At 59.1% G+C, this 25,257-nt stretch carries 22 protein-coding genes; 17 read left to right on the top strand and 5 right to left on the bottom strand.

Going from position 1 to position 25,257, the window contains the following annotated elements:
* Positions 1-39: 39 nt before the first annotated feature.
* Positions 40-828, bottom strand: a complete 789-nt coding sequence (locus tag C9990_RS22270; RefSeq protein WP_065901571.1) for a VacJ family lipoprotein — start codon at positions 826-828, stop codon at positions 40-42.
* Positions 821-2,119, bottom strand: coding sequence for a serine/threonine protein kinase (locus C9990_RS22265; protein ID WP_065901569.1), 1,299 nt, complete (start codon positions 2,117-2,119; stop codon positions 821-823). The genes C9990_RS22270 and C9990_RS22265 overlap by 8 nt, the downstream gene beginning before the upstream one ends.
* 235 nt (positions 2,120-2,354) lie before the next feature.
* Here C9990_RS22265 and C9990_RS22260 point away from each other — a divergent pair, with 235 nt between their 5' ends.
* The gene (locus C9990_RS22260) at positions 2,355-2,723 is read left to right on the top strand and encodes a hypothetical protein (protein ID WP_065901568.1); all 369 of its coding nucleotides are present in this window, start codon (positions 2,355-2,357) and stop codon (positions 2,721-2,723) included.
* Positions 2,724-2,793: 70 nt separating this feature from the next.
* Here C9990_RS22260 and C9990_RS22255 read toward each other — a convergent pair whose 3' ends face one another.
* Positions 2,794-4,347: a glycosyl hydrolase family 17 protein gene (locus C9990_RS22255; RefSeq protein ID WP_106804694.1), complete on the bottom strand. Its 1,554-nt coding sequence runs from the start codon at positions 4,345-4,347 to the stop codon at positions 2,794-2,796.
* 332 nt (positions 4,348-4,679) lie between these two features.
* On the opposite strand from C9990_RS22255, the gene C9990_RS22245 reads away from it, so the two are divergent.
* The 3 genes from C9990_RS22245 to C9990_RS22230 all read left to right on the top strand — a co-directional run bounded on the left by C9990_RS22245 (position 4,680) and on the right by C9990_RS22230 (position 7,782).
* The gene (locus tag C9990_RS22245; protein WP_065901566.1) at positions 4,680-5,531 is read left to right on the top strand and encodes a glycine betaine ABC transporter substrate-binding protein; all 852 of its coding nucleotides are present in this window, start codon (positions 4,680-4,682) and stop codon (positions 5,529-5,531) included.
* Positions 5,532-5,815: 284 nt separating this feature from the next.
* Entirely contained in the window at positions 5,816-6,127 is a 312-nt protein-coding gene (locus C9990_RS22235; protein ID WP_016972153.1) for a DUF485 domain-containing protein, read from the top strand.
* Positions 6,124-7,782, top strand: coding sequence for a cation acetate symporter (locus tag C9990_RS22230; protein WP_065901564.1), 1,659 nt, complete (start codon positions 6,124-6,126; stop codon positions 7,780-7,782). The genes C9990_RS22235 and C9990_RS22230 overlap by 4 nt, the downstream gene beginning before the upstream one ends.
* 375 nt (positions 7,783-8,157) lie before the next feature.
* On the opposite strand, the gene gltA is transcribed toward C9990_RS22230, so the two are convergent.
* Positions 8,158-9,447, bottom strand: a complete 1,290-nt coding sequence (gene gltA / locus C9990_RS22225) for a citrate synthase (RefSeq protein WP_014717728.1) — start codon at positions 9,445-9,447, stop codon at positions 8,158-8,160.
* A 364-nt stretch (positions 9,448-9,811) separates the two neighbouring features.
* Between gltA and sdhC the strand changes: the two genes are divergently transcribed.
* From sdhC to C9990_RS22170, 11 genes are all read left to right on the top strand, one after another.
* Complete coding sequence (gene sdhC, locus C9990_RS22220) at positions 9,812-10,186, top strand: succinate dehydrogenase, cytochrome b556 subunit (protein ID WP_003172804.1); 375 nt, start codon at positions 9,812-9,814, stop codon at positions 10,184-10,186.
* On the top strand, positions 10,180-10,548 hold the full coding sequence (gene sdhD / locus C9990_RS22215; RefSeq protein WP_003172805.1) for a succinate dehydrogenase, hydrophobic membrane anchor protein: 369 nt from the start codon (positions 10,180-10,182) through the stop codon (positions 10,546-10,548). The genes sdhC and sdhD overlap by 7 nt, the downstream gene beginning before the upstream one ends.
* Before the next feature lie 3 nt (positions 10,549-10,551).
* Complete coding sequence (gene sdhA / locus C9990_RS22210) at positions 10,552-12,324, top strand: succinate dehydrogenase flavoprotein subunit (RefSeq protein ID WP_065901559.1); 1,773 nt, start codon at positions 10,552-10,554, stop codon at positions 12,322-12,324.
* A gap of 11 nt (positions 12,325-12,335) precedes the next feature.
* Entirely contained in the window at positions 12,336-13,040 is a 705-nt protein-coding gene (locus C9990_RS22205; protein WP_003172807.1) for a succinate dehydrogenase iron-sulfur subunit, read from the top strand.
* A 261-nt stretch (positions 13,041-13,301) separates the two neighbouring features.
* Positions 13,302-16,133 carry a 2-oxoglutarate dehydrogenase E1 component gene (locus C9990_RS22200; protein ID WP_065901555.1) on the top strand — a complete coding sequence of 944 codons (2,832 nt, stop codon included), beginning with the start codon at positions 13,302-13,304 and terminating at the stop codon, positions 16,131-16,133.
* A 44-nt stretch (positions 16,134-16,177) separates the two neighbouring features.
* Complete coding sequence (gene odhB, locus C9990_RS22195) at positions 16,178-17,401, top strand: 2-oxoglutarate dehydrogenase complex dihydrolipoyllysine-residue succinyltransferase (protein WP_065901552.1); 1,224 nt, start codon at positions 16,178-16,180, stop codon at positions 17,399-17,401.
* A gap of 99 nt (positions 17,402-17,500) precedes the next feature.
* Entirely contained in the window at positions 17,501-18,937 is a 1,437-nt protein-coding gene (lpdA, locus tag C9990_RS22190) for a dihydrolipoyl dehydrogenase (protein WP_065901549.1), read from the top strand.
* Positions 18,938-19,141: 204 nt separating this feature from the next.
* A complete protein-coding gene (gene sucC, locus C9990_RS22185) occupies positions 19,142-20,308 on the top strand; it encodes an ADP-forming succinate--CoA ligase subunit beta (protein WP_003190011.1) in 1,167 nt (388 codons plus the stop codon).
* The gene (gene sucD, locus C9990_RS22180) at positions 20,308-21,189 is read left to right on the top strand and encodes a succinate--CoA ligase subunit alpha (protein WP_003172813.1); all 882 of its coding nucleotides are present in this window, start codon (positions 20,308-20,310) and stop codon (positions 21,187-21,189) included. The genes sucC and sucD overlap by 1 nt, the downstream gene beginning before the upstream one ends.
* 417 nt (positions 21,190-21,606) lie before the next feature.
* Positions 21,607-22,920, top strand: coding sequence for a branched-chain amino acid transport system II carrier protein (gene brnQ / locus C9990_RS22175; RefSeq protein WP_106804692.1), 1,314 nt, complete (start codon positions 21,607-21,609; stop codon positions 22,918-22,920).
* Between the two features lie 126 nt (positions 22,921-23,046).
* Entirely contained in the window at positions 23,047-23,784 is a 738-nt protein-coding gene (locus C9990_RS22170; protein ID WP_065901545.1) for a DUF599 domain-containing protein, read from the top strand.
* An 89-nt stretch (positions 23,785-23,873) separates the two neighbouring features.
* On the opposite strand, the gene C9990_RS22165 is transcribed toward C9990_RS22170, so the two are convergent.
* Positions 23,874-24,125: a hypothetical protein gene (locus tag C9990_RS22165; protein ID WP_065901929.1), complete on the bottom strand. Its 252-nt coding sequence runs from the start codon at positions 24,123-24,125 to the stop codon at positions 23,874-23,876.
* A gap of 158 nt (positions 24,126-24,283) precedes the next feature.
* On the opposite strand from C9990_RS22165, the gene C9990_RS22160 reads away from it, so the two are divergent.
* A complete protein-coding gene (locus tag C9990_RS22160; protein ID WP_106804691.1) occupies positions 24,284-24,760 on the top strand; it encodes a PaaI family thioesterase in 477 nt (158 codons plus the stop codon).
* The gene (locus tag C9990_RS22155) at positions 24,757-25,209 is read left to right on the top strand and encodes a PaaI family thioesterase (RefSeq protein ID WP_106804690.1); all 453 of its coding nucleotides are present in this window, start codon (positions 24,757-24,759) and stop codon (positions 25,207-25,209) included. The genes C9990_RS22160 and C9990_RS22155 overlap by 4 nt, the downstream gene beginning before the upstream one ends.
* Positions 25,210-25,257: the final 48 nt, after the last annotated feature.

Below are 25,257 nucleotides of genomic sequence, written 5' to 3'. Positions count from 1 at the left end.
AAAAAGGCCATTCAATCGAATGGCCTTTTTTGTCGGCGGTTACTCCGCAATCTGCAACTTGCGCGACTCGGTATAGATATACCGCACCTTTTCATACTCGAACGGTGAGTTCATCTGCCCATAGCGGAAGCTGGTCTGGTAGCGCTTGTCGACCGCGCGCAGGGCCCAGATTTCCGGGTGGTTTTCGCTGACTTTGGACACGTTGAGGAAGTTGATCTCGGTCTCCGCGCCGTAATCGACCAGCAAGCCCGTGGTGTCACGCAGGTTCGACGGGCCGAAGATCGGCAGCACCAGGTACGCGCCGCCTGGCACGCCATAGAAGCCCAGGGTCTGGCCGAAGTCTTCGCTCTGGCGCGGCAGGCCCATGGCGGTGGCCGGGTCCCACAGGCCGGCGATGCCGATGGTGGTGTTGAGCAGCAGGCGCCCGGTGGTTTCCAGGGAACGGTGGCCCTTGAGCTGCAGCAGGCTGTTCAACAGGTTGGGCACGTCGCCCAGGTTGTTGAAGAAATTGCTCACGCCGGTGCGCAGGAAGCTCGGCGTGACGTAGCGGTAACCGTCGACCACCGGCAGGAACACCCATTGGTCGAAGCGGTAGTTGAAGTGGTACACGCGGCGGTTCCACGACTCCAGCGGGTCGTAGACGTTGAGCGCGGTCAGCGACGAACGCTCGAACTCGCGTTGGTCCAGGCCCGGGTTGAACTTGAGCTTGGTCAGCGGTTCCTTGAAGCCATCGGAGCCCACCACGGTAGGCGCATGGGCCTTGCTGTTGTCGGCGTTGGCCACGCCTGCGCACATCAAGGCGGCAAGCAGCAGAAGATATTTAGCCACGGAAGAACTCCAGCATCGCGTCGGCGTTGACGCGGTAATTGAGGTTGCCGCAGTGGCCGCCCAGCGGGTAGACGGTCAAGCGATCGCCGAAGGTTGTACGCAGGAAACCGAGGTCGCCGGGGCCCAGGATCACATCGTCGGCGTTGTGCATGACGGCGATTTTCGGGCTGTTGTGCAGGTAATCCTTGAGTGCATACAGGCTGACCTGGTCAACCAGTTGCAGCAGGCTGCCGCCATCGGAACGGGCGCGCCACATCGGGATGACCTGCTCGGTCAGGTAGCAGTCGAAATCGCATTGCAGCGCACGCTTGAGGAACGGCGTGAGGCTGGTGCCTTCGGTGATCGGGTATTTCGGCGGGATGATCAGGCCACGGCGGTTGATCAGGTCCGAAGTGAAGGCAATGTCGGCGGCCGAGAAGCGGAAGGAGGTGCCGATCAGCATGGCCATCTGTTCGTTGGTCAGGTGCTGCTTGGAGTTCTGGAAGTCGTAGAGCAGGGCGTCATTGAGGTCGATGTAGCCCTTTTGCTGGAAGTAGCGGGTGAGCTTGTTCAACACCAGCTCATAGAACGTGGTGGTGTTGTTGATGCCCTTGACCTCGGTCTGGACCAGTTTGTCGAGGTTGGTGATCGAGGTGTAGAGGTTGACCGGCGGGTTGAGCAGCAGCACTTTCTTGAAGTTGAAGCTGCGGCGGGTCTCGTCGAGCTTGCTGACAAAGGCCGCATCCAGGGCGCCGAGGCTGTAGCCGGTGAGGTAGAAGTCGGTTACCGGCAGCGAGGCATTCTGTGCACGCACGGCCTGCATCACGCGGTACATGTCTTCGGCGTCTTCCTGGCTGATCCCAGGGGTGGCAAAGCGCGAAGCCGAGGCGATGAAGTCGAAGCTGGTCGGCGACGACAGTTGCACCACGTGGTAGCCGGCCTGGTAATAGAGTTTTTTCAGGTATTCGTTGATGCTGCTGTCAAACCGCGCACCGGTACCTGCGATCAGGAAGATCAGCGGGGCGGCACGGTCCTGCTTGGCGATGCGGTAAGTCAGCTTCTTCACCGCCCAGAAGTTGTCCGGCAGGCTGAATTCGCGCTCGGGGCGCATGTTCAGGGTGTAGTCGGACTGATTGATCTCGTCGTCGCTCGGCAATTTGGGCCGCAGGTCAGGCGGTGTGGTTGCGATGGTCGCTTCGAACGGGTTGGTCAAAGGGTAGCCATAGCTGGCTTGGTCGATATCGACGGCCAGTGCTGACGCACTCAAAAAAAGGCTGCCCAGCAAGGCAGCACAGCGCAAGGAACGGAGCATGACTTTATCCCTAAGAGGAAACGTGCTGAATGAAGTTCGCAGGCTATGACCACCGCGTTGCCACCGAAGTGCCAGCCCTCGGCACGAAAAGTCGGAAAAAAACGTCGGAATCGGGGTAATAGTAGCCAGACGATACACTTTGGCACGCTTTGTTGAACAGTTATCTGCGTACACACCTTGCTAACGGCCGCCGGCGCATTAAGCTGAGCGCCGTTTTTGCCTATCGGAGTGCTCCATGTCTCGCCGCTTGCCGTTGATTTTGCTGCTTATCGCCTTGCCGTTGTGGCTGGCTGCCAGCTATGCCGCGCGTTATGGCTTCATGGAGGATGGCCAGTGGGTCGGCATCTGTGCGGATGAGGCCAGCCGCTGGGAATGCCAGGTGCGTTCGAACCTGGGCCTGATGATTCACTTCAAGGTGTTGGGCTGGGCGGCACTGGTGACGTCGGTGCTCGCGTTTTTCGTGCCGGGCCGTGCGGGGTGGGGTTTGGCGGTGTTAGGGCTGGTATTCGGCCTGCCGGCGCTGGCGTTGTACAACACCACCTTCGCGGTGTTTGCGGTGGTGATCGCGGGGTTGCGGTTGGTGCGCAAGAACAGGGCCGTCTGAATAGGTGCTATCGCCGGCAAGCCAGCGCCTACGATCAAGTGTAGGCACTGGCTGGCCGACGAAAGTGGTGTTACGCCTTACGCACTCGCAGACAGCGCCACAACGCTACAACCATGAGCAGGCTAACCACCGCCCAACCCCACGCCTGCTGGTTCAACAACCCTTCACGGTACAACTGCGGCGCAATGCCGGCGCCGATGATAAAGGTCAGCAGGGCAATCTCCCGGCGTGGCCCGGTCACCGGGCGTACCAGGTACACCAAGGCCGGCAATACCAGTGCGGCACTCGGGAAGCTGCGATAACGTGGGTCGAACACCAGCGCCAGCATCATCACGGCGCCAGCAAAGCCGGCGATTGCCACCAGCCAGCCCGCGCGCTGCTCCAGCCAGTTGAACGCCCGCTTGCGCCAACCTTCGCGTGCGCTCAAGGCCAGCGCAGCGTGGGCCAGCACCAGCAGGTTCAGCGCGACCAGTAACCCGGCCCATACCCACTCATCATTGAAACGCGCGGTCACGCGGGTCAGTTCAGCCCAGGTGCCGATGGAGCAGGCCGCCACTGCGCCCAGCAGCGGCAGGGCAAACGCGGCCCGGGTGCTGCGCACGCGACCGCCGAGCGCCAGCGTGCCCAGCAGGATAATCCCGCCCACCCCCAGCCACAGCGGCCAATACGGCACGTTGGTCACCGGGCCGGCAAGGATGCCCTTGTCCTGGCGATCGGCATCGAACAGGCCCCAGTAACCGCCGACGGCGCCTTCACTCGCGCGCTTCCACGGCTGGTCAAAGGCTTCGATCAGGTTGTAATGCCAGCCATTGGCTTCAGCCATGGCGACGAAACCCCGCATGAACTTGGCCTCATTGACCCGGCTCGGCACCGCCGTTTCGCGCTGCCGGCCTTCGCTCGGCCAGCCGGTCTCGCCGATCAACACGTCCTTGGGGGCAAACTTGTTGCCGAACGTCTGGCGTACATCGCCCACGTGCTTGAGCGCCTGGTCGATGCCAGACGGATCATCTTCCCAGTAGGGCAGCAAGTGAATGGTCAGGAAATCCACCGCCGGGGCGATTTCCGGGTGTTGCAGCCAGAACTCCCAGACATCGGCGTAGGTGACCGGCTGCTTGATCTGGCTTTTGACGGTATGGATCAGCGTCACCAGCTGTTTGGCGGTGACCTCCTTGCGCAGCAGGGCTTCATTGCCGACGATCACCGACGTCACCACATCGGGGTTGGCGTTGGCGGCAGCGATCAACGCGTGGATTTCTTTTTCGGTGGCAACCGGGTCACTGCTGACCCAGGCGCCGGCCATCAGCTTCAATCCATGCTTGCGCGCCATTTCCGGCAAGGCTTCCAGGCCGGTCATGGAGTAGGTGCGGATGCATTCGAAGCGGGTGGCCAGCAGGGCGAGGTCGGCGTCCATGCGCTCGGGACGCAGCTTGAACGGCTGGTCGAAGGGCGATTGGTCTTTGTCGAACGGCGTGTAGGATGCACATTGCAGCTTGTGGCTGGCGCTGGCGACATCCGGCAGCACGACCGGGCGGCCGAGGCCGTACCAATAGCCAGCGAGGGCCAGCAGGCCGAGGATCAAGGCGAAGCAATAGGGCAGGGCAGGGAAGCGGGCGGTCGCGGGCATGGTCGGCTTATCTGGAGGAGCAAAGGCGCGCATCTTACCCGGATTTGCCCCGTCCCAGTGGGGCTGCATAATTTTGACATGCAAAGTTCGGGCGGGATTCCGGGTTCGAGTCCTACAAAACTTCCTACTGGCGATGTGATGTCGTTTCTTGCTTGCATGAGGTCGCTGACAGAGCAGGTCCGAGGTCCCGGCAGGTTGATGATCGAAGTGTCAGTTCTCCGCTGGCGGCGCACTACCGTGATTGATGCGCGTGAAGGGGGCGCGGTGCACCACATAACAACAGGTTGACGTCGCTCGGCATCCGTCGGGCGCAGCACTTTCGGGGAAGTACTATGAAGATGCGACGACTCTTGGGCGCGGCTGCCACGCTGGTAGTTGCGATGAGCTCCACACTGGCCAGTGCCGACAGCAAAACCCTGAGCATCGGCTACGTGGACGGTTGGTCGGACAGCGTTGCCACCACCCATGTGGCGGCAGAGGTGATCAAGGAAAAGCTCGGTTATGACGTGAAACTGCAGGCCGTCGCCACCGGGATCATGTGGCAGGGCGTGGCCACCGGCAAGCTCGACGCCATGCTTTCCGCGTGGTTGCCCGTGACCCACGGCGAGTATTGGGCCAAGAACAAGGACAAGGTGGTCGACTACGGCCCCAACTTCAAGGATGCGAAGATCGGCCTGATCGTACCGGAGTACGTCAAGGCCAAGTCCATCGAAGACCTCAAGACCGACACCACCTTCAAGAACAAGATCGTCGGCATCGACGCCGGCTCAGGCGTGATGCTCAAGACCGACGAGGCGATCAAGGCCTACGGCCTGGACTACAAGCTGCAAGCCAGCTCGGGCGCCGCGATGATCGCCGAACTGACCCGTGCCGAAGACAAACAGGAATCCATTGCGGTCACCGGTTGGGTGCCACACTGGATGTTCGCCAAGTGGAAACTGCGTTTCCTGGACGATCCAAAAGGGATTTATGGTGCTGCTGAAACCGTCAACAGCATCGGCAGCAAGGGCCTGGAGAAGAAAGCGCCGGAAGTCGCAGCCTTCCTGAAGAAATTCCAGTGGGCCTCCAAGGACGAAATCGGCGAAGTCATGCTGGCGATTCAAGAGGGCGCCAAGCCTGACGCAGCGGCCAAGGATTGGGTCGCCAAGCACCCTGAGCGGGTGGCCGAGTGGGTCGGTAAATAAGGGTTAACCCTGTAGAAGTGACGCAGCAGGCCTAATGTGGGAGCGGGCTTGCTCGCGAATGCGGTGTGTCAGTCAGCACATTTATTGACTGATGTACCGCATTCGCGAGCAAGCCCGCTCCCACATTTTTTTGCCTGCATTCGGGCTGTTGTTTATTTGTTGACTGAAAAACTTGCGAAGTTGCGATCTCGCTCTACTACTAAGGTCGTCTGGAACCTGTCCCGCAGCCGCATACAGTGGATACGTTCCAATAATAAAAAAGCTGTGCTGCGAGGATAAAAACAATGAACGACAGCATTTACCTCTCGATTCAAAACAGCCCGCGTTTCAAGGAGCTGGTCAGAAAAAGGGAAAGGTTCGCCTGGATTCTCTCGGCGATCATGCTAGGGCTTTACTCCGCTTTCATCCTGTTGATCGCCTATGGGCCACAAGTGCTGGGGGCCAAGCTCAGCCCCGGTTCGTCGATTACCTGGGGCATTCCCCTGGGCGTCGGGCTGATTGTGTCTGCCTTTATCCTGACCGGCATCTACGTGCGCCGGGCCAATGGCGAGTTTGACGACCTGAACAATGCGATTCTCAAGGAGGCTGCGCAATGATCCGGCGTCTACTGGCAATATTCGGCGCGTCGCTGTTTGCGCCTGCTCTTTGGGCGGCGGACGCATTGACCGGTGAAGTGCACAAGCAACCGTTGAACGTCTCGGCCATCGTGATGTTTGTCGCGTTTGTCGGTGCCACCCTGTGCATCACCTACTGGGCTTCCAAGCGCAACAAGTCGGCGGCCGACTACTATGCGGCCGGCGGCAAGATCACCGGCTTCCAGAATGGCCTGGCGATTGCCGGCGACTATATGTCGGCGGCGTCTTTCCTGGGTATTTCCGCCCTGGTGTTCACCTCCGGCTACGACGGCCTGATCTACTCGATCGGCTTCCTGGTGGGCTGGCCGATCATTCTGTTCCTGATCGCCGAGCGCCTGCGTAACCTGGGCAAGTACACCTTTGCCGACGTGGCGTCCTACCGCCTGGGCCAGACCCAGATCCGCAGCCTGTCGGCATGTGGCTCGCTGGTGGTGGTGGCGTTCTACCTGATCGCGCAGATGGTCGGTGCCGGCAAGCTGATCCAGCTGCTGTTCGGCCTGGACTACCATGTCGCCGTGATCCTGGTAGGTATCCTGATGTGCCTGTATGTGCTGTTCGGCGGCATGCTGGCGACCACTTGGGTGCAGATCATCAAGGCCGTACTGTTGCTGTCCGGTGCCTCGTTCATGGCGCTGATGGTGATGAAGCACGTCAACTTCGACTTCAACACGCTGTTCGCCGAAGCGATCAAGGTTCACCCTAAAGGTGAGGCGATCATGAGCCCTGGCGGCTTGGTGAAAGACCCGATCTCGGCATTCTCGCTGGGGCTTGCGCTGATGTTCGGTACCGCTGGCCTGCCGCACATCCTGATGCGCTTCTTCACTGTAAGCGACGCCAAGGAAGCGCGTAAGAGCGTGCTGTATGCCACAGGCTTCATCGGTTACTTCTATATCCTGACCTTTATCATCGGCTTCGGCGCGATCCTGCTGGTCAGCACCAACCCGGCGTTCAAGGATGCTGCAGGCGCTTTGCTCGGCGGTAACAATATGGCGGCAGTGCACCTGGCCAACGCGGTGGGTGGCAGTATCTTCCTGGGCTTCATCTCGGCCGTGGCGTTTGCCACCATCCTGGCAGTGGTTGCCGGTTTGACCCTGGCGGGTGCCTCGGCGGTGTCCCATGACCTGTATGCCAGCGTGATCAAGAAAGGCAAGGCCAACGAGAAGGATGAGATTCGCGTGTCGAAGATCACCACCATCGCCCTGGCTGTATTGGCGATCGGCTTGGGTATCCTGTTCGAAAGCCAGAACATCGCGTTCATGGTCGGCCTGGCGTTCTCGATTGCCGCCAGCTGTAACTTCCCGGTACTGCTGCTTTCCATGTACTGGAAGAACCTCACCACCCGTGGCGCCATGATTGGCGGCTGGCTGGGCCTGGTCAGTGCGGTTGGCCTGATGATCCTGGGCCCGACCATCTGGGTCTCGATCCTGCACCATGAAAAAGCCATCTTCCCGTACGAATACCCGGCGCTGTTCTCGATGATCATCGCGTTCGTGGGCATCTGGTTCTTCTCCATCACCGACAAGTCGGCGGCGGCAGAGAAAGAGCGTGCGCTGTACTTCCCGCAGTTTGTGCGTTCGCAGACTGGCCTGGGAGCGAGTGGGGCGGTTAACCACTAATCGCTGTAGCTGTTACAAAAAAATGCCCCGGTCGTGAGATCGGGGCATTTTTTTGCTTTTATTGGTAACGGATACGACAAAACTGTTTCTCAAATCCTGCAGCAATAAAACTGCCTGGCGAGGCCGTTTTCACCCGTGTGCACGGTGAGGCTGACTGTCACGTGAGGCATTCCCCCGCAGAGCGTAGGAACGATCAGCCACGACCCATTGCAGGAGCCGGCTTGCGGCGATGGCAGTCTGCAGCCTGACGCTGTCCTTGCGGGCATCATCGCCGGCAATCCGGCTCCTGCAGTGGGGGAGGGGCTGTTGGGGGCTGCAGAAACAAATAAGGCCTCCAGAGGAGGCCTTATTCAGTGCAAGGAGGCAGTCAGCTGCTTACTTGCGATCTTCCAGCTTGGTGATGTCACGCGACTCGTAGCCGGTGTACAGCTGGCGCGGGCGGCCAATCTTGTACGGGCTGGAGAGCATTTCTTTCCAGTGGGAGATCCAGCCCACGGTCCGCGCCAGGGCGAAGATCACGGTGAACATGCTGGTTGGAATGCCGATCGCCTTGAGGATGATCCCCGAGTAGAAGTCGACGTTCGGGTACAGCGAGCGTTCGATGAAGTACGGGTCGGTCAGGGCGATCTCTTCCAGGCGCATGGCCAGTTCGAGTTGCGGATCGTTCTTGATCCCCAGTTCCTTCAGGACTTCGTCGCAGGTCTGCTTCATCACGGTGGCGCGCGGGTCACGGTTCTTGTAGACGCGGTGACCGAAGCCCATCAGCTTGAACGGATCGTTCTTGTCCTTGGCCTTGGCGATGAAGGTGTCGATGTTCGAGACATCGCCGATTTCATCGAGCATGGTCAGTACGGCTTCGTTCGCACCGCCGTGGGCAGGGCCCCACAGTGCGGCGATACCGGCGGCGATACAGGCGAACGGGTTGGCACCCGAAGAACCGGCGAGGCGTACGGTAGAGGTGGAGGCGTTCTGCTCGTGGTCGGCGTGGAGGATGAAGATCCGGTCCATTGCCTTGGCCAGCACCGGGCTGATCGGTTTGATCTCGCACGGAGTGTTGAACATCATGTGCAGGAAGTTTTCCGCGTACGTCAGGTCGTTGCGCGGGTACATCATGGGTTGGCCCATGGAGTACTTGTAAACCATCGCGGCCAGGGTCGGCATCTTGGCAACCAGGCGGATCGCGGAGATTTCGCGATGCTGCGGGTTATTGATGTCCAGGGAGTCGTGATAGAAGGCCGACAGGGCGCCGACCACACCACACATGACGGCCATCGGGTGGGCGTCGCGACGGAAGCCGTTGAAGAAGGTCTTCAACTGCTCGTGAACCATGGTGTGGTTCTTCACGGTGCTGACGAACTGCGCTTTCTGCTCGGCTGTTGGCAATTCGCCATTTAGCAGCAGGTAGCAGGTTTCCAGGTAGTCCGATTTCTCAGCCAGTTGCTCGATCGGGTAGCCCCGGTGCAGCAGAATGCCATTATCGCCATCGATATAGGTGATCTTCGACTCGCAAGAGGCGGTCGACATGAAGCCTGGGTCGAATGTGAAACGGCCCGTGGCCGTCAGGCCCCGTACGTCGATAACATCGGGACCAACGGTGCCGGTTAAAATGGGCAGCTCGACGGGGGCTGCGCCCTCGATGATCAACTGCGCTTTTTTGTCAGCCATGTGGCCTCCTATTTATGCTTCAAATCATCAGACAGACCCCCCACGCAGGGCCCGCACCACTATAGTGAGATAAATTCAGATGTCAATTTGCCTAAAGTCTTGCTCCAGAAGGCTTTAACCGTACTTTTTCCTCGAAATTGACTGCCATTTACGCCTTTTATCCCGCCAGCGCAATCAGCTATTAGGGTGAGGAGCGCGCGTTGTCATTAGTAACCTAACTGTCTATACTCGGCCACCGACCGCCAAGGGCTTTTGGGCTTGCTTTCATTGGGGGTCGCACTCCCTGGGTGGTGCTTACCTGACCAGTGCACTCCCCAACAACTTTGCCCTGATTGTTAGGGGCTCTTCAGTGTGAAAAAAAGCCGTGAATAGCCAACGACCTGTAAACCTAGACCTAAGGACCATCAAACTCCCCATCACCGGCGTTACGTCGTTCCTGCACCGTGTTTCCGGCATCATCCTGTTCCTGGGCTTGGGCATCATGCTTTATGCATTGAGCAAATCCCTGGGTTCCGAGGAAGGATACGCCGAGGTGAAGGCATGCTTGACCAGCCCGCTGGCCAAGTTCGTAGCATGGGGCCTCCTGTCCGCTCTGCTGTATCACCTGGTAGCCGGTGTGCGCCACTTGATCATGGATATGGGCATCGGTGAGACGCTGGAAGGCGGCCGCCTGGGCTCGAAAATCATCATCGCCATTTCCGTGGTGCTGATCGTTCTGGCAGGAGTTTGGATATGGTAACCAGCGTTACGAATCTGTCGCGTTCGGGCCTCTATGACTGGATGGCACAGCGTGTGTCTGCGGTCGTTCTCGCGGCTTATTTCATTTTCCTGATCGGATACCTCGTCGCAAACCCGGGCATTGGCTATGAGCAATGGCACGGCCTGTTTTCCCACAATGCGATGCGAATCTTCAGTCTGCTGGCACTTGTAGCCCTGGGCGCACACGCCTGGGTCGGCATGTGGACCATCGCGACCGACTACCTGACGCCGATGGCGCTGGGCAAGTCCGCGACTGCAGTACGTTTCCTCTTCCAGGCAGTATGCGGCGTCGCGATGTTCGCTTACTTCGTCTGGGGTGTGCAGATTCTTTGGGGTATCTGATTCATGGCTAACATTCCAACTATTTCATTCGACGCCATCATTATTGGTGGCGGCGGTGCTGGCATGCGCGCAGCGCTGCAGCTGGCCCAGGGCGGTCACAAGACTGCCGTGATCACCAAGGTGTTCCCGACGCGTTCCCACACCGTCTCGGCCCAGGGTGGCATCACCTGCGCCATCGCCTCCGCCGACCCGAACGATGACTGGCGCTGGCACATGTACGATACCGTCAAGGGTTCCGACTACATCGGTGACCAGGACGCTATCGAATACATGTGTCAGGAAGGCCCGGCTGCCGTATTCGAGCTGGACCACATGGGTCTGCCGTTCTCGCGTACCGAGCAAGGTCGTATCTACCAGCGTCCATTCGGCGGCCAGTCGAAGGATTACGGTAAAGGCGGCCAGGCTGCCCGTACCTGCGCTGCGTCCGACCGTACCGGTCACGCGCTGCTGCACACCCTTTATCAGGGCAACCTGAAAGCCGGCACTACGTTCCTGAACGAGTACTACGCGGTTGACCTGGTCAAGAACGCGCAGGGCGAGTTCGTCGGCGTGATCGCCATCTGCATCGAAACCGGTGAAACCACCTACATCCGCGCCAAGGCGACTGTCCTGGCGACCGGCGGTGCAGGTCGTATCTACGCGTCGACCACCAATGCCCTGATCAACACCGGTGACGGCGTTGGCATGGCCCTGCGTGCTGGCGTGCCGGTGCAAGACATCGAGATGTGGCAGTTCCACCCGACCGGTATCGCCGGCGCGGGCGTACTGGTTACCGAAGGTTGCCGTGGTGAAGGTGGTTACCTGATCAACAAGCACGGCGAGCGTTTCATGGAGCGTTATGCTCCGAACGCGAAAGACCTGGCGGGTCGTGACGTTGTTGCCCGTTCGATGGTCAAGGAAATCATCGCCGGCAACGGCTGTGGCCCGAACGGCGACCACGTACTGCTCAAGCTCGATCACCTCGGCGAAGAAGTGCTGCACAGCCGCCTGCCAGGTATCTGCGAGCTGTCCAAGACCTTTGCTCACGTTGACCCGGTGGTTGCTCCGGTGCCGGTTGTTCCGACTTGCCACTATATGATGGGCGGCGTGCCGACCAACATTCATGGCCAGGCGATCACCCAGAACGCCGAAGGCCAGGATGAAATCATCCACGGTCTGTTCGCCGTAGGCGAAGTGGCTTGCGTATCGGTTCACGGTGCCAACCGCCTGGGCGGCAACTCGCTGCTCGACCTGGTGGTATTCGGCCGTGCTGCTGGCCTGCACCTGGAAAAAGCGCTGACCGACGGCATCGAATACGATGACGCGACCGACGCCAACATCGAGGCCGCCCTGGCGCGCCTGAACGCTCTGAACGAGCGTACCGATGGCGAAGACGTGGCGACCCTGCGTCGCGAGCTGCAAAGCTGCATGCAGAACTACTTCGGTGTATTCCGTACCGGCGAATACATGCAGAAGGGTATTGCCCAGCTGGCTGACCTGCGCAAGCGCATCGCCAACGTCAAGATCAACGATAAGAGCCAGGCCTTCAACACCGCTCGTATCGAAGCTCTTGAGCTGCAAAACCTGCTCGAAGTGGCTGAAGCGACTGCGATTGCCGCCGAGGTTCGTAAAGAATCCCGTGGTGCTCACGCTCGTGAAGACTTTGAAGATCGCGACGACGAAAACTGGCTGTGCCACACCCTGTACTTCCCGGGTGACAAGCGCGTTGCCAAGCGTGCCGTGAACTTCTCGCCGAAGACGGTTCCGACGTTTGAACCGAAGATTCGGACTTACTAAGGGTGGCTGCCATGTTGAAAGTCAGTGTTTACCGCTACAACCCTGATCAGGACGCTGCGCCGTTCATGCAGGAATTCCAGGTCGATACCGGTGGTAAAGACCTGATGGTGCTGGATGTATTGGCACTGATCAAAGAGCAGGACGAAGGTTTCTCCTATCGTCGCTCTTGCCGTGAAGGTGTGTGCGGTTCCGACGGCATGAACATCAACGGCAAAAACGGCCTGGCGTGCATCACGCCACTGTCCGCTGTCGTCAAAGGCAACAAGCTGATCGTTCGTCCTCTGCCAGGTTTGCCGGTTATCCGTGACCTGGTCGTCGATATGAGCATCTTCTACAAGCAATACGAGAAAGTTAAGCCGTTCCTGCAGAACGATACTCCGGCTCCGGCCATCGAGCGTCTGCAGTCCCCGGAAGAGCGTGAAAAGCTCGACGGTCTGTACGAGTGCATCCTGTGCGCTTGCTGCTCGACGTCGTGCCCATCCTTCTGGTGGAACCCGGACAAGTTCCTGGGTCCAGCTGCCCTGCTGCAAGCGTATCGCTTCCTGGCGGACAGCCGTGACACCAAGACGTCCGAGCGTCTGGCTTCGCTGGATGACCCGTTCAGCGTATTCCGCTGCCGCGGGATCATGAACTGCGTCAACGTATGTCCCAAAGGCCTGAACCCGACTAAGGCCATTGGTCACATCCGTAACATGCTGCTGCAAAGCGGCGTGTAACGACGTTGTAGTAAAAGCAGGACCGTTGTGCCCGTAAATGCTACGGCGCAGGCTTCAACCGGCGCCGTAGTTTTAACTTGAGCAGCGACTTACAAAGCCGCGGCTCTTATTTTGAAGAAATGAGACAAGCAGGGGCATTCGGGTTGGTACCCGAACTATCAGCGTGATCCTAAGTGGCTTGTTTTGGTCGCTGCACTTGGCCTTTTGCAAGCAAACTCGGTGTTTTCGCCGGTGGTGTCCCCAAATCGAGGGTGACCAAGCATGCAAGAAAGCGTGATGCAGCGCATGTGGAACAGCGGCTATCTTTCAGGTGGTAACGCTGCCTATGTGGAAGAGCTTTATGAGCTCTACCTGCACGACCCTAACGCTGTGCCAGAAGAATGGCGCACCAAATTTCAGACGTTGTCTTCAGACGGCAACGCTGCCACCGATGTATCGCACGCAACAATTCGCGATCAGTTTGTGCTGCTGGCAAAGAACCAGCGCCGCGCCCAACCGGTTTCCGCCGGCAGCGTGAGCAGTGAGCACGAGAAGAAGCAAGTTGAAGTATTGCGACTGATCCAGGCCTACCGGATGCGTGGCCACCAGGCGGCCCAGCTTGACCCGCTGGGGCTCTGGCAGCGTCCTGCACCTGCTGACCTGTCGATCAATCATTACGGCTTGACCAATGCCGATCTTGATACGACCTTCCGTGCCGGCGACCTGTTCATCGGCAAAGAGGAAGCGAGCCTACGCGAAATTCACGAAGCGTTGCAGCAGACATATTGCCGCACCATTGGCGCTGAGTTCACGCACATCACCGATTCCGAGCAACGCCACTGGTTCCAGCATCGCCTGGAAGGCGTGCGTGGCCGTCCGGTGCTGTCTGCCGACGTGCGCAGCCACCTGCTGGAGCGCGTGACCGCAGCTGAAGGTCTCGAGAAATACCTGGGTACCAAATACCCGGGCACCAAGCGTTTCGGCCTGGAAGGCGGCGAAAGCCTGATTCCGATGCTCGACGAGTTGATCCAGCGTTCCGGTTCCTACGGCACCAAGGAAATCGTGATCGGCATGGCTCACCGTGGTCGCCTGAACGTGTTGGTCAACACCTTCGGCAAGAACCCGCGCGAGCTGTTCGACGAGTTCGAAGGCAAGAAGAAGGTCGAACTGGGCTCCGGTGACGTTAAGTACCACCAGGGTTTCTCGTCCAACGTGATGACCACCGGCGGTGAAGTTCACCTGGCCATGGCGTTCAACCCATCCCACCTGGAAATCGTTTCTCCAGTGGTCGAGGGTTCGGTACGTGCTCGCCAGGATCGTCGTAACGACACCACCGGCGAGAAGGTCCTGCCGATTTCCATCCACGGTGACGCGGCATTCGCCGGTCAGGGCGTGGTCCTGGAAACCTTCCAGATGTCGCAGACTCGCGGCTTCAAGACGGGCGGTACCGTTCACATCGTCATCAACAACCAGGTGGGCTTCACCATCAGCAACCCGTTGGACGCGCGTTCCACCGAGTACGCCACCGACGTTGCCAAGATGATCCAGGCGCCGATCCTCCATGTGAATGGTGATGATCCGGAAGCCGTGCTGTTCGTGACCCAACTGGCCATCGACTACCGCATGCAGTTCAAGCGTGACGTGGTGATCGATCTGGTTTGCTACCGCCGTCGCGGTCACAACGAAGCCGATGAACCAAGCGGCACCCAGCCGTTGATGTACCAGCAGATCACCAAGCAGCGCACCACCCGTGAGCTGTACGCCGAAAGCCTGACCAAGGCCGGCGTGGTTGACGATGCGCGTGTTCAGGCGAAAGTCGACGAATACCGCAACGCGCTGGACAACGGTCTGCATGTAGTGAAAAGCCTGGTCAAGGAGCCGAACAAAGAGTTGTTCGTGGACTGGCGTCCTTACCTGGGCCACGCCTGGACTGCACGTCACGATACCTCGTTCGACTTGAAGACCCTGCAGGAACTGTCTGCCAAGCTGCTGGAAATTCCAGAAGGCTTCGTCGTACAGCGCCAGGTCTCGAAGATCTACGAAGACCGTCAGAAGATGCAAGCCGGCGGCCTGCCGATCAACTGGGGTTACGCCGAAACCATGGCGTACGCGACCCTGGCGTTCGAAGGTCACCCGATCCGCATGACCGGCCAGGACATCGGCCGTGGTACGTTCTCGCACCGTCACGCGGTATTGCACAACCAGAAAGACGCCAGCACCTACGTACCGCTGCAACACCTGTACGAAGGCCAGCCGCGTTTCGACCTGTACGATTCGTTCCTGTCCGAGGAAGCCGTACTGGCGTTCGAATACGGTTACTCGACCACCACGCCGAACGCGCTGGTGATCTGGGAAGCCCAGTTCGGCGACTTCGCCAACGGTGCCCAGGTGGTTATCGACCAGTTCATCACCAGCGGCGAGCACAAGTGGGGCCGTCTGTGCGGTCTGACCATGCTGCTGCCACACGGTTATGAAGGTCAGGGTCCGGAGCACTCCTCGGCCCGTCTGGAGCGTTACCTGCAGCTGTGCGCCGAGCACAACATCCAGGTGTGCGTGCCGACTACCCCGGCCCAGATCTACCACTTGCTGCGTCGCCAGGTGATCCGCCCGCTGCGCAAGCCATTGGTAGTACTGACGCCGAAGTCGCTGCTGCGTCATAAATTGGCCATCTCGACCCTGGAAGATCTGGCTGACGGCTCGTTCCAGACCGTGATTCCAGAAATCGACACGCTGGACGCCGCCAAGGTCACTCGCCTGATCCTGTGCAGCGGCAAGGTCTACTACGACTTGCTGGAAAAACGCCGTGCAGAAGGCCGCGAAGACATCGCCATCGTGCGTATCGAGCAGCTTTATCCGTTCCCGGAAGACGACCTGATGGAGGCCATCGCGCCTTACACCAACCTCACCAACGTGGTGTGGTGTCAGGAAGAACCGATGAACCAGGGCGCGTGGTACAGCAGCCAGCATCACCTGCGTCGCAGCATCGGTAACCACAACAAGGCCCTGGGCCTGGAGTACGCCGGTCGTGATGCTTCTGCTGCACCTGCGTGTGGTTATGCGTCGATGCACGCCGAGCAGCAGGAAAAACTGCTGCAAGATGCTTTCACTGTTTAACGCCTTCGCGCTGACTGAAACCGAATTTTAAGGACCCACAGATAATGGCTATCGAAATCAAAGCCCCGTCATTCCCGGAATCGGTTGCCGATGGCACCGTTGCCACCTGGCACAAGAAACCAGGTGAGGCCGTCAAGCGTGACGACCTGATCGTCGACATCGAGACCGACAAAGTCGTGCTGGAAGTGTTGGCCGAAGCTGACGGCGTACTGGGCGCAATCGTTGCCGAAGAAGGCGCTACCGTGCTGTCGAACCAGGTTCTGGGCTCGATCGAAGAGGGCAGTGCTGCCGCCGCCGCTCCAGCCGCTGCTGCACCGGCTGCTGCTCCAGCCGCCGCCGCTGCTCCGGCTGCGGGTGGCGAAGATCCAATCGCTGCACCGGCTGCGCGTCAGTTGGCTGAAGAAAACGGCATCAACCTGGCTTCCATCAAAGGCACCGGCAAAGACGGCCGCGTGACCAAGGAAGACGTGGTTGCCGCTGTTGAAGCCAAGAAAAACGCACCGGCTGCCGCACCTGCCAAGGCTGCTGCCCCGGCTGCTGCTGCGCCTGTGTTCGCTGCTGGCGACCGCACCGAGAAGCGTGTGCCGATGACTCGCGTACGTGCCACCGTGGCCAAGCGCCTGGTTGAAGCACAGTCGAACATGGCGATGCTGACCACCTTCAACGAAGTCGACATGACTGAAGTCATGGCCCTGCGTTCGAAGTACAAGGACCTGTTCGAGAAGTCCCACAACGGCGTGCGCCTGGGCTTCATGTCGTTCTTCGTGAAAGCGGCCACCGAAGCGCTGAAACGCTTCCCGGCTGTCAACGCTTCCATCGACGGTAACGACATCGTTTACCATGGCTATGCAGACGTCGGCGTTGCCGTGTCCAGCGACCGTGGCCTGGTGGTTCCAGTACTGCGTAACGCCGAGCTGATGAGCCTGGCTGAAATCGAAGGCGGCATCGCGACCTTCGGCAAGAAAGCCCGTGACGGCAAGCTGACCATCGACGAGATGACCGGCGGTACCTTCACCATCACCAACGGTGGTACCTTCGGTTCGATGATGTCGACCCCGATCGTCAACCCGCCACAAGCCGCGATCCTGGGCATGCACAACATCATCCAGCGTCCGATGGCCATCAACGGCCAAGTCGTGATCCGCCCAATGATGTACCTGGCACTGTCTTACGATCACCGCCTGATCGATGGTAAAGAAGCCGTGACTTTCCTGGTGACCATCAAGAACCTGCTGGAAGACCCGGCTCGTCTGCTGCTGGACATCTAAAGACGCAGCTGCAAGTTGCGAGCTACAAGCTGTAGGAAAAAGCAGCTTGGCTTGCAGCTTGTCGCTTGAAGCTTGTCGCTGAATAGAGGATCTATTTTCATGACACAGAAATTTGACGTTGTAGTGATTGGTGCAGGTCCTGGCGGCTACGTTGCCGCCATCAAGGCCGCACAACTGGGCCTCTCGACTGCTTGCATCGAAAAATACACCGACAAGGAAGGCAAACTGGCACTGGGCGGTACCTGCCTGAACGTTGGTTGCATTCCTTCCAAGGCGCTGCTGGACAGCTCCTGGAAATTCCACGAAGCCCAAGACGGCTTCGCGATCCACGGCATCAACCATGCTGGCGTGACCATGGACGTGCCAGCAATGGTCGGCCGTAAAGCCAACATCGTCAAAGGCCTGACTTCCGGCGTTGCGACCCTGTTCAAGGCCAACGGCGTTACTTCCCTGCAAGGCCACGGCAAACTGCTGGCCGGCAAGAAAGTTGAAATCACCAAGCCAGACGGTTCGGTTGAAGTCATCGAAGCCGAGAACGTGATCCTGGCACCAGGTTCGCGTCCAATCGACATTCCACCGGCTCCAGTCGACCAGAACGTGATCGTTGATTCGACCGGCGCCCTGGAATTCCAATCGGTTCCAAAGCGCCTGGGCGTGATCGGCGCTGGCGTGATCGGCCTGGAACTGGGTTCGGTCTGGTCCCGCCTGGGTTCTGAAGTGACCGTGCTGGAAGCCCTGGACACGTTCCTGCTGGCTGCCGACACTGCGGTGTCCAAAGAAGCGCTGAAAACCCTGACCAAGCAAGGTCTGGACATCAAGCTGGGCGCACGCGTGACCGGCTCCAAGGTCAACGGCGAAGAAGTTGTCGTGACCTACACCGACAAGGATGGCGAACAGACCATCACTTTCGACAAGCTGATCGTAGCCGTGGGTCGTCGTCCGGTGACCACCGACCTGCTGGCTTCCGACAGCGGCGTGAACATCGACGAGCGTGGTTTCATCCACGTTGACGATCACTGCGCAACCACCGTTCCTGGCGTGTACGCCATTGGTGACGTGGTGCGTGGCATGATGCTGGCGCACAAGGCTTCCGAAGAAGGCATCATGGTTGTCGAGCGCATCAAGGGCCACAAAACCCAGATGAACTACGACCTGATCCCGTCGGTTATCTACACCCACCCGGAAATTGCATGGGTCGGCAAGAACGAACAGCAGTTGAAAGCTGAAGGCGTTGAAGTTAACGTCGGCACCTTCCCGTTTGCCGCTTCTGGCCGTGCCATGGCAGCCAACGACACCGGTGGTTTTGTCAAAGTCATCGCTGATGCCAAGACTGACCGCGTATTGGGCGTCCACGTGATCGGCCCAAGCGCTGCAGAACTGGTTCAGCAAGGCGCAATCGGTATGGAATTCGGCACCAGTGCCGAGGACCTGGGCATGATGGTCTTCTCCCATCCGACCCTGTCCGAAGCGTTGCACGAAGCAGCGTTGGCAGTGAATGGCGGCGCCATCCACATCGCCAACCGCAAGAAGCGCTAAGCGAGATAATAAGAAACCACGGCGGAGTTGCCCGTCGTGAGCCTTGCGCGCAAGACTCACCGCGGAATATCCGCTGGACGCAGCCTTGCGCAGCTTTACGGGCCTTGAGCCCTGCAAGTTGCGCAAGCAGCAGTCACAGGTGGCGCGGCACTCATAATGAGCGCAGCGCCGAATGCGCAGTACCTAACGAAGACGGTAAAAAGCATGAATCTTCACGAGTATCAGGGTAAGCAGCTGTTCGCTGAATACGGCCTGCCAGTTTCCAAGGGCTACGCAGTAGACACCCCGGAAGCAGCAGCAGAAGCTTGCGACAAAATCGGCGGCAGCGAGTGGGTTGTCAAAGCCCAGGTCCACGCCGGTGGTCGCGGTAAAGCGGGCGGCGTTAAGCTGGTTCGCAGCAAAGAAGACGCCAAGGCCTTCGCACAGCAGTGGCTGGGCAAGCGTCTGGTGACTTACCAGACTGATGCCAATGGCCAGCCAGTCACCAAGATCCTGGTTGAATCGTGCACTGATATCGCTAAAGAGCTGTACCTGGGCGCTGTCGTTGACCGTTCGAGCCGTCGCATCGTGTTCATGGCTTCCACCGAAGGTGGCGTGGACATCGAGAAGATCGCTCACGAAACCCCAGAAAAAATTCTGAAAGCCACTATCGATCCACTGGTTGGCGCTCAGCCATTCCAGGGTCGCGAGCTGGCTTTCCAGTTGGGTCTGGAAGGCAAGCAAGTTGCCCAGTTCGCCAAGATCTTCGTTGGTCTGGCCAAACTGTTCCAGGATCACGATCTGGCCCTGCTGGAAGTGAACCCGCTGGTGATCAAGGCTGACGGCGATCTGCACTGCCTCGACGCCAAGATCAACATCGACGCCAACGCCATGTACCGTCAGCCTAAGCTGAAGACTTTCCACGATCCGTCGCAAGACGATCCGCGCGAAGCGCACGCTGCCAAGTTCGAACTGAACTACGTAGCCCTGGAAGGTAACATCGGTTGCATGGTCAACGGTGCTGGCCTGGCCATGGGTACCATGGACATCGTCAACCTGCATGGCGGCAAACCAGCCAACTTCCTCGACGTGGGCGGTGGTGCTACCAAAGAACGCGTTACCGAGGCCTTCAAGATCATCCTGTCCGACTCCAACGTCGCTGCAGTACTGGTCAACATCTTCGGCGGCATCGTTCGTTGCGACATGATTGCCGAAGGCATCATCGGTGCAGTGAAAGAAGTTGGCGTTAAAATCCCGGTTGTTGTTCGCCTTGAAGGTAACAACGCTGAACTGGGCGCTAAAGTACTGGCAGAAAGCGGTTTGAACATCATCGCGGCTACCAGCCTGACCGACGCTGCTCAACAAGTTGTCAAAGCTGCGGAGGGCAAATAATGAGCGTCCTGATCAATAAAGACACCAAAGTTATCTGCCAGGGTATTACCGGTTCGCAAGGTAGTTTCCACACCCAGCAAGCCATCGAATACGGCACCAAGATGGTTGGCGGCGTAACTCCGGGCAAAGGCGGCACCGAGCACCTGGGCCTGCCAGTGTTCAACACCGTGAAAGACGCTGTAGCAGCCACTGGCGCCACCGCCAGCGTGATCTACGTTCCAGCTCCTTTCTGCAAGGACTCGATCCTGGAAGCGGCATTCGGCGGCATCAAGCTGATCGTGTGCATCACCGAAGGCATTCCTACCCTGGACATGCTGGACGCTAAAGTTAAGTGCGACGAGCTGGGCGTAGTCCTGATCGGCCCTAACTGCCCAGGCGTGATCACCCCAGGCGAATGCAAGATCGGCATCATGCCAGGTCACATTCACTTGCCAGGTAAAGTCGGTATCGTTTCGCGTTCCGGCACCCTGACCTACGAAGCTGTGAAGCAGACCACTGACGCCGGTTTCGGTCAGTCGACTTGCGTCGGCATCGGCGGTGACCCGATCCCAGGCTCGAACTTCATCGACATCCTGAAGCTGTTCCAGGAAGACCCGAAGACCGAAGCGATCGTCATGATCGGTGAGATCGGCGGTTCGGCTGAAGAAGAAGCGGCTGCCTACATCAAGGCACACGTGACCAAGCCGGTTGTTTCCTACATCGCTGGTGTGACTGCCCCTGCGGGCAAGCGCATGGGCCATGCTGGCGCAATCATCTCTGGCGGCAAAGGCACTGCAGACGAGAAATTCGCTGCACTGCAAGACGCAGGCGTTAAAACCGTGCGTTCGCTGGCAGACATCGGCAAGGCCCTGGCCGAGCTGACCGGTTGGGCTGTCAAGTAAGCCTCGCGCTAACCTGACGCTTCACCACGCAAAGGCCACCTTCGGGTGGCCTTTGTGCTTTCTGCAGGTTGCTGAAAATCAAAATGTGGGAGCGGGCTTGCTCGCGAATGCGGTCTATCAGTTGATACATCCAGTGCTGACCCACCGCATTCGCGAGCAAGCCCGCTCCCACATTCGATTGCGTTCCAGCATTTAGATATACAGATGCGACATCAAAGTGTCGCTTATCGGACAGTCCGCCCCGCAACAGTGCGTTTGTCAGGCTAATTCTGTAATCTAGCCGCCTCTTTATGCGTCCGCATCCCAAAAGGAAGCTGCGCGCTAGACCGGTCGGTCCCCATCAGGGCCGGCAGTATTTCCCTCATCCATAGGGAATCCCTCTCTAAATTCCGATTCAGTAGTGTGGTATTTCCTCAAATGAAAGTGTTGAAAAGCCAGGATGTCCTGGCGCTGGGCTTCATGACATTTGCCCTGTTCGTGGGCGCTGGCAACATCATCTTCCCGCCAATCGTTGGTTTGCAGTCCGGGCCTCACGTCTGGATGGCAGCGCTGGGTTTCCTGATCACTGCGGTGGGCCTGCCGGTGGTCACCGTGATCGCCCTGGCCAAGGTCGGCGGCGGCATGGACGCGTTGAGCAGCCCGATCGGCAAGATCGCCGGTGGCTTGCTCGCGGCGGCGGCGTATCTGGCGGTAGGGCCGCTGTTCGCCACCCCGCGTACCGCAACCGTGTCGTTTGAAGTCGGCCTGGCGCCGTTGACCGGTGAAAGTCCGCTGGCACTGTTTCTCTACAGCTCGGTGTATTTCCTGGTGGTGTTCTTCGTCTCCCTCTATCCGGGCCGACTGCTGGACACCGTGGGGCGTTTTCTCGCGCCGCTGAAAATCATCGCGCTGGCGATCCTCGGCATCGCCGCGTTTGCCCTGCCGGCCGGCGAAGTGGGCGTGGCTACCCCTGAGTACGTGGCTGCGCCGTTCTCCCAGGGCTTTATCAATGGTTACCTGACCATGGACACCCTGGGCGCGCTGGTGTTTGGCATCGTGATCGTCAACGCGATCCGTTCCCGTGGCGTCGAGTCGCCCAAGCTGATCACCCGCTACGCGATCATTGCCGGCCTGATTGCTGGCGTCGGCCTGGCACTGGTCTACATCAGTCTGTTCCGCCTCGGTTCGGGCAGCCATGCAGTGGCTGCCGGTGCCAGTAACGGCGCTGCGGTATTGCACGCCTACGTGCAGCACACGTTCGGTTCGCTGGGCAGCGGCTTCCTCGCGGTGCTGATCTCCCTCGCGTGCCTGGTCACTGCGGTGGGCCTCACCTGCGCCTGCGCCGAGTATTTCAGCCGCGTCCTGCCGCTGTCCTACAAGGCCCTGGTGGTGATCCTCGCGCTATTCTCGCTGTTCGTGTCGAACCTGGGCCTGACCAAGCTGATTGCGTTCTCGATCCCGGTGCTCACCGCGATCTACCCGCCGTGCATCGTGCTGGTGGCCTTGAGCTTCTGCAAAGATTTCTGGCAGGAACAGGGTCGTATCGTCGGTCCGGTGATGCTGGTGTCGTTCATCTTCGGTTGCATCGACGCACTCAAGGGTGCTGGCCTGGCCGATTGGATGCCGTCGCAACTGGCGCACCTGCCGTTGAGCGAGCAGGGCCTGGCATGGTTGGTGCCTTCGGTGATGACCTTGGGCGTGGCGTTCGTGATTGATCGCATGCTGGGCAAGCGCAGCGAAGCGCTCGCTTAAATAGCCGGCTTCACGCTACATGGAAATGCCCCGTATCAATCGATACGGGGCATTTTTTATGTGTTTGCAACACGATCCCGTAGGAGCCGGCTTGTGTTCACCCAACCACCGTTTAATAGGACCCCCATGTCGTTCGTCGAAACCAATCAGATCCACCTGCTTGCCGCCCTCTGGTTTGTCCTGTGCTGGGGCGGCTACACCCGCTATGCCACCTGGAAGGCCCGGGACACTGCGTGCCTGGCCAGTGTGCTGCATCTGTATCGCGAAGACTGGATGCGCCGCATGCTGCTGCGCGACAACCGCATCGCCGACGCCAGTGTGATCGGCAACCTGGAACGCAACGCGTCGTTCTTTGCCTCCAGCACCTTGATCATCCTGGCCGGCATTCTCACCGTGCTCGGTGCCTCAGAGCGCGCGGTGTCGCTGCTGGCTGACATTCCCATGGTGCAGCAGGCGTCCCAGGGCATGTCGGAGATCAAGCTGCTGTGCCTGGCCCTGGTGTTCGTCTATGCGTTCTTCACGTTCAGTTGGTGCATGCGCCAGTACAACTTTGCGGCAGTGCTGGTCGGCTCGGCGCCGATGGTGGGGGAGCGGCATGTGTCGGAGCAGGAGCGCAAGGCGTTTGCGCTACGCGCGGCGCGGGTGATTTCCATGGCGGCCAACCAGTTCAACTTCGGCCTGCGCGCTTATTATTTTGGCATGACCATGCTGGCGTGGTTTGTCAGCCCCTGGTTGTTCATGTTGATGAGTGCCGGAGTGGTGGTCGTGCTGTACCGCCGCGAGTTTCATTCCGACGTACTGCAAGTGATGGTGTATACCCAGACGGACACACCGCCGCCGGAGGCGGTTAAAGAGTCGGCTTAAGTAACCTTGAAATAAAAACACCAGGCAAAGTAAAGCCCGCTATCTAAGCGGGCTTTCTTTTTGCAGCCAAGCTATTTCAAGCCGCGGTATCAAGAACCGCTGGCAGGGGTAGCAGGTGCTGCTTCTTTCGCGGCGGCTTCGTTCGATTCAGCCTGAGCTTTGGCAGCATCGGCGTTTTCTTTCGCAGCGTCGTTCACTTTATCCTGAGCCTTCGCCATATCTTTTTGAGCTTGCTCGGAATGTGCGGCGGCGTCTTGGGCTTTGTCTTCGGATTTCTTATCGCAGGCAGCGAGACCGAGGGCAGCGGCCAACATCATGGAAATAGCTAAAGTCTTGCGCATGGGGTGTTTCTCCTTATTGAAGATATCTACTGGCCTTTCGAGCATGGGCGTTCTGCATTAGTTCCTTTAATTCCACAGATATATAAACCACCGGTGCAAAGGAACTTTCCTGCCCGCCGGCTATTGCACCGATCATCACTAATAAGAGTCTTCAACGAATGACCGAAAATCCCTTGTTAGAGCGTGCGTCGCGCTTTGTATCGGCTTTGCGCCATTGTCAGGTGCTGGGCATCACCGCTCATCAGGCCAGCGAGGAGGGCATCACGCTGGTCATGCCCTATGCGCCGCAACTGGTCGGCGACCCGCGGACCGGCGTCATTCACGGTGGCGCATTGACCTCCCTGATGGACACCGCCTGCGGCATGGCCACCCTGTGCGTGTTGCCGGAGTTCGAGGTGTGCCCGACCCTCGACCTGCGTATCGACTACATGCATCCCGCCGCACCGCACCAGCCTGTCTATGGGTTTGCCCAATGCTACCGGGTGACCACCGACGTGATCTTCACGCGCGGCTTTGCCTACCAGGATGACCCACAACAGCCCATCGCCCATGTCGTCGGCACGTTCATGCGCATGGGCAAGCGTCTCAAAGGGGCGCAAGGGTTGAGCAACACGATCAAGGGAGAGCAGGCATGACCCATCGATTCAAGACGCGCCTGGAGCAGGCCCATGAACGCGGCGATTATGCAGCGCTGCTCGAACTGATCCCCTACGCCAAGCTGATCGGTATCGAATGCACCCGGCTTGGGGATGAACTGCTGTTCCGCCTGCCGGCCAACAAGGACAATATTGGTAACCCGATATTGCCGGCGCTGCATGGCGGGGTCATCGCAGGCTTTATGGAGTTGTCTGCCGCGCTGCATCTGCTGGTGTTCACCGGCGCGCCGGGCTTCCCGAAAATCATCGATTTCTCCCTCGATTACCTGCGTGCCGGGCAGTTTCGCGACACCTACGCCAAATGCCAGGTGTGGCGCCAGGGCCGGCGGGTGGCGAATGTGGCGATCACCGCCTGGCAAAGCACGCAGGCTGAGCCCATCGCCACCGCCCGCGCGCATTTCAAGATTGAGGAAGTCGGCCGCCCTTGAAATCCTGCTCTTAGCCCCCAACTTTGATGACAACCCGCCGCCAACCCT

It is taken from the genome of Pseudomonas sp. S5D5, from assembly GCF_003013355.1.
GTDB lineage: Bacteria > Pseudomonadota > Gammaproteobacteria > Pseudomonadales > Pseudomonadaceae > Aquipseudomonas > Aquipseudomonas aylmerensis.
The sequence above is the reverse complement of the archived record's forward strand: the minus strand, read 5'-3'. Positions and strand labels throughout refer to the sequence as shown.

Bases quoted from the DNA above. Each gene is read 5' to 3' on its own strand.
- C9990_RS22265 (WP_065901569.1), bottom strand. From the start codon at position 2,119: ATGCTCCGTTCCTTGCGCTGTGCTGCCTTGCTGGGCAGCCTTTTTTTG.
- C9990_RS22260 (WP_065901568.1), top strand. From the start codon at position 2,355: ATGTCTCGCCGCTTGCCGTTGATTTTGCTGCTTATCGCCTTGCCGTTG.
- C9990_RS22255 (WP_106804694.1), bottom strand. From the start codon at position 4,347: ATGCCCGCGACCGCCCGCTTCCCTGCCCTGCCCTATTGCTTCGCCTTG.
- C9990_RS22245 (WP_065901566.1), top strand. From the start codon at position 4,680: ATGAAGATGCGACGACTCTTGGGCGCGGCTGCCACGCTGGTAGTTGCG.
- C9990_RS22235 (WP_016972153.1), top strand. From the start codon at position 5,816: ATGAACGACAGCATTTACCTCTCGATTCAAAACAGCCCGCGTTTCAAG.
- C9990_RS22230 (WP_065901564.1), top strand. From the start codon at position 6,124: ATGATCCGGCGTCTACTGGCAATATTCGGCGCGTCGCTGTTTGCGCCT.
- gltA (WP_014717728.1), bottom strand. From the start codon at position 9,447: ATGGCTGACAAAAAAGCGCAGTTGATCATCGAGGGCGCAGCCCCCGTC.
- sdhD (WP_003172805.1), top strand. From the start codon at position 10,180: ATGGTAACCAGCGTTACGAATCTGTCGCGTTCGGGCCTCTATGACTGG.
- sdhA (WP_065901559.1), top strand. From the start codon at position 10,552: ATGGCTAACATTCCAACTATTTCATTCGACGCCATCATTATTGGTGGC.
- C9990_RS22205 (WP_003172807.1), top strand. From the start codon at position 12,336: ATGTTGAAAGTCAGTGTTTACCGCTACAACCCTGATCAGGACGCTGCG.
- C9990_RS22200 (WP_065901555.1), top strand. From the start codon at position 13,302: ATGCAAGAAAGCGTGATGCAGCGCATGTGGAACAGCGGCTATCTTTCA.
- odhB (WP_065901552.1), top strand. From the start codon at position 16,178: ATGGCTATCGAAATCAAAGCCCCGTCATTCCCGGAATCGGTTGCCGAT.
- lpdA (WP_065901549.1), top strand. From the start codon at position 17,501: ATGACACAGAAATTTGACGTTGTAGTGATTGGTGCAGGTCCTGGCGGC.
- sucC (WP_003190011.1), top strand. From the start codon at position 19,142: ATGAATCTTCACGAGTATCAGGGTAAGCAGCTGTTCGCTGAATACGGC.
- sucD (WP_003172813.1), top strand. From the start codon at position 20,308: ATGAGCGTCCTGATCAATAAAGACACCAAAGTTATCTGCCAGGGTATT.
- brnQ (WP_106804692.1), top strand. From the start codon at position 21,607: ATGAAAGTGTTGAAAAGCCAGGATGTCCTGGCGCTGGGCTTCATGACA.
- C9990_RS22170 (WP_065901545.1), top strand. From the start codon at position 23,047: ATGTCGTTCGTCGAAACCAATCAGATCCACCTGCTTGCCGCCCTCTGG.
- C9990_RS22165 (WP_065901929.1), bottom strand. From the start codon at position 24,125: ATGCGCAAGACTTTAGCTATTTCCATGATGTTGGCCGCTGCCCTCGGT.
- C9990_RS22160 (WP_106804691.1), top strand. From the start codon at position 24,284: ATGACCGAAAATCCCTTGTTAGAGCGTGCGTCGCGCTTTGTATCGGCT.
- C9990_RS22155 (WP_106804690.1), top strand. From the start codon at position 24,757: ATGACCCATCGATTCAAGACGCGCCTGGAGCAGGCCCATGAACGCGGC.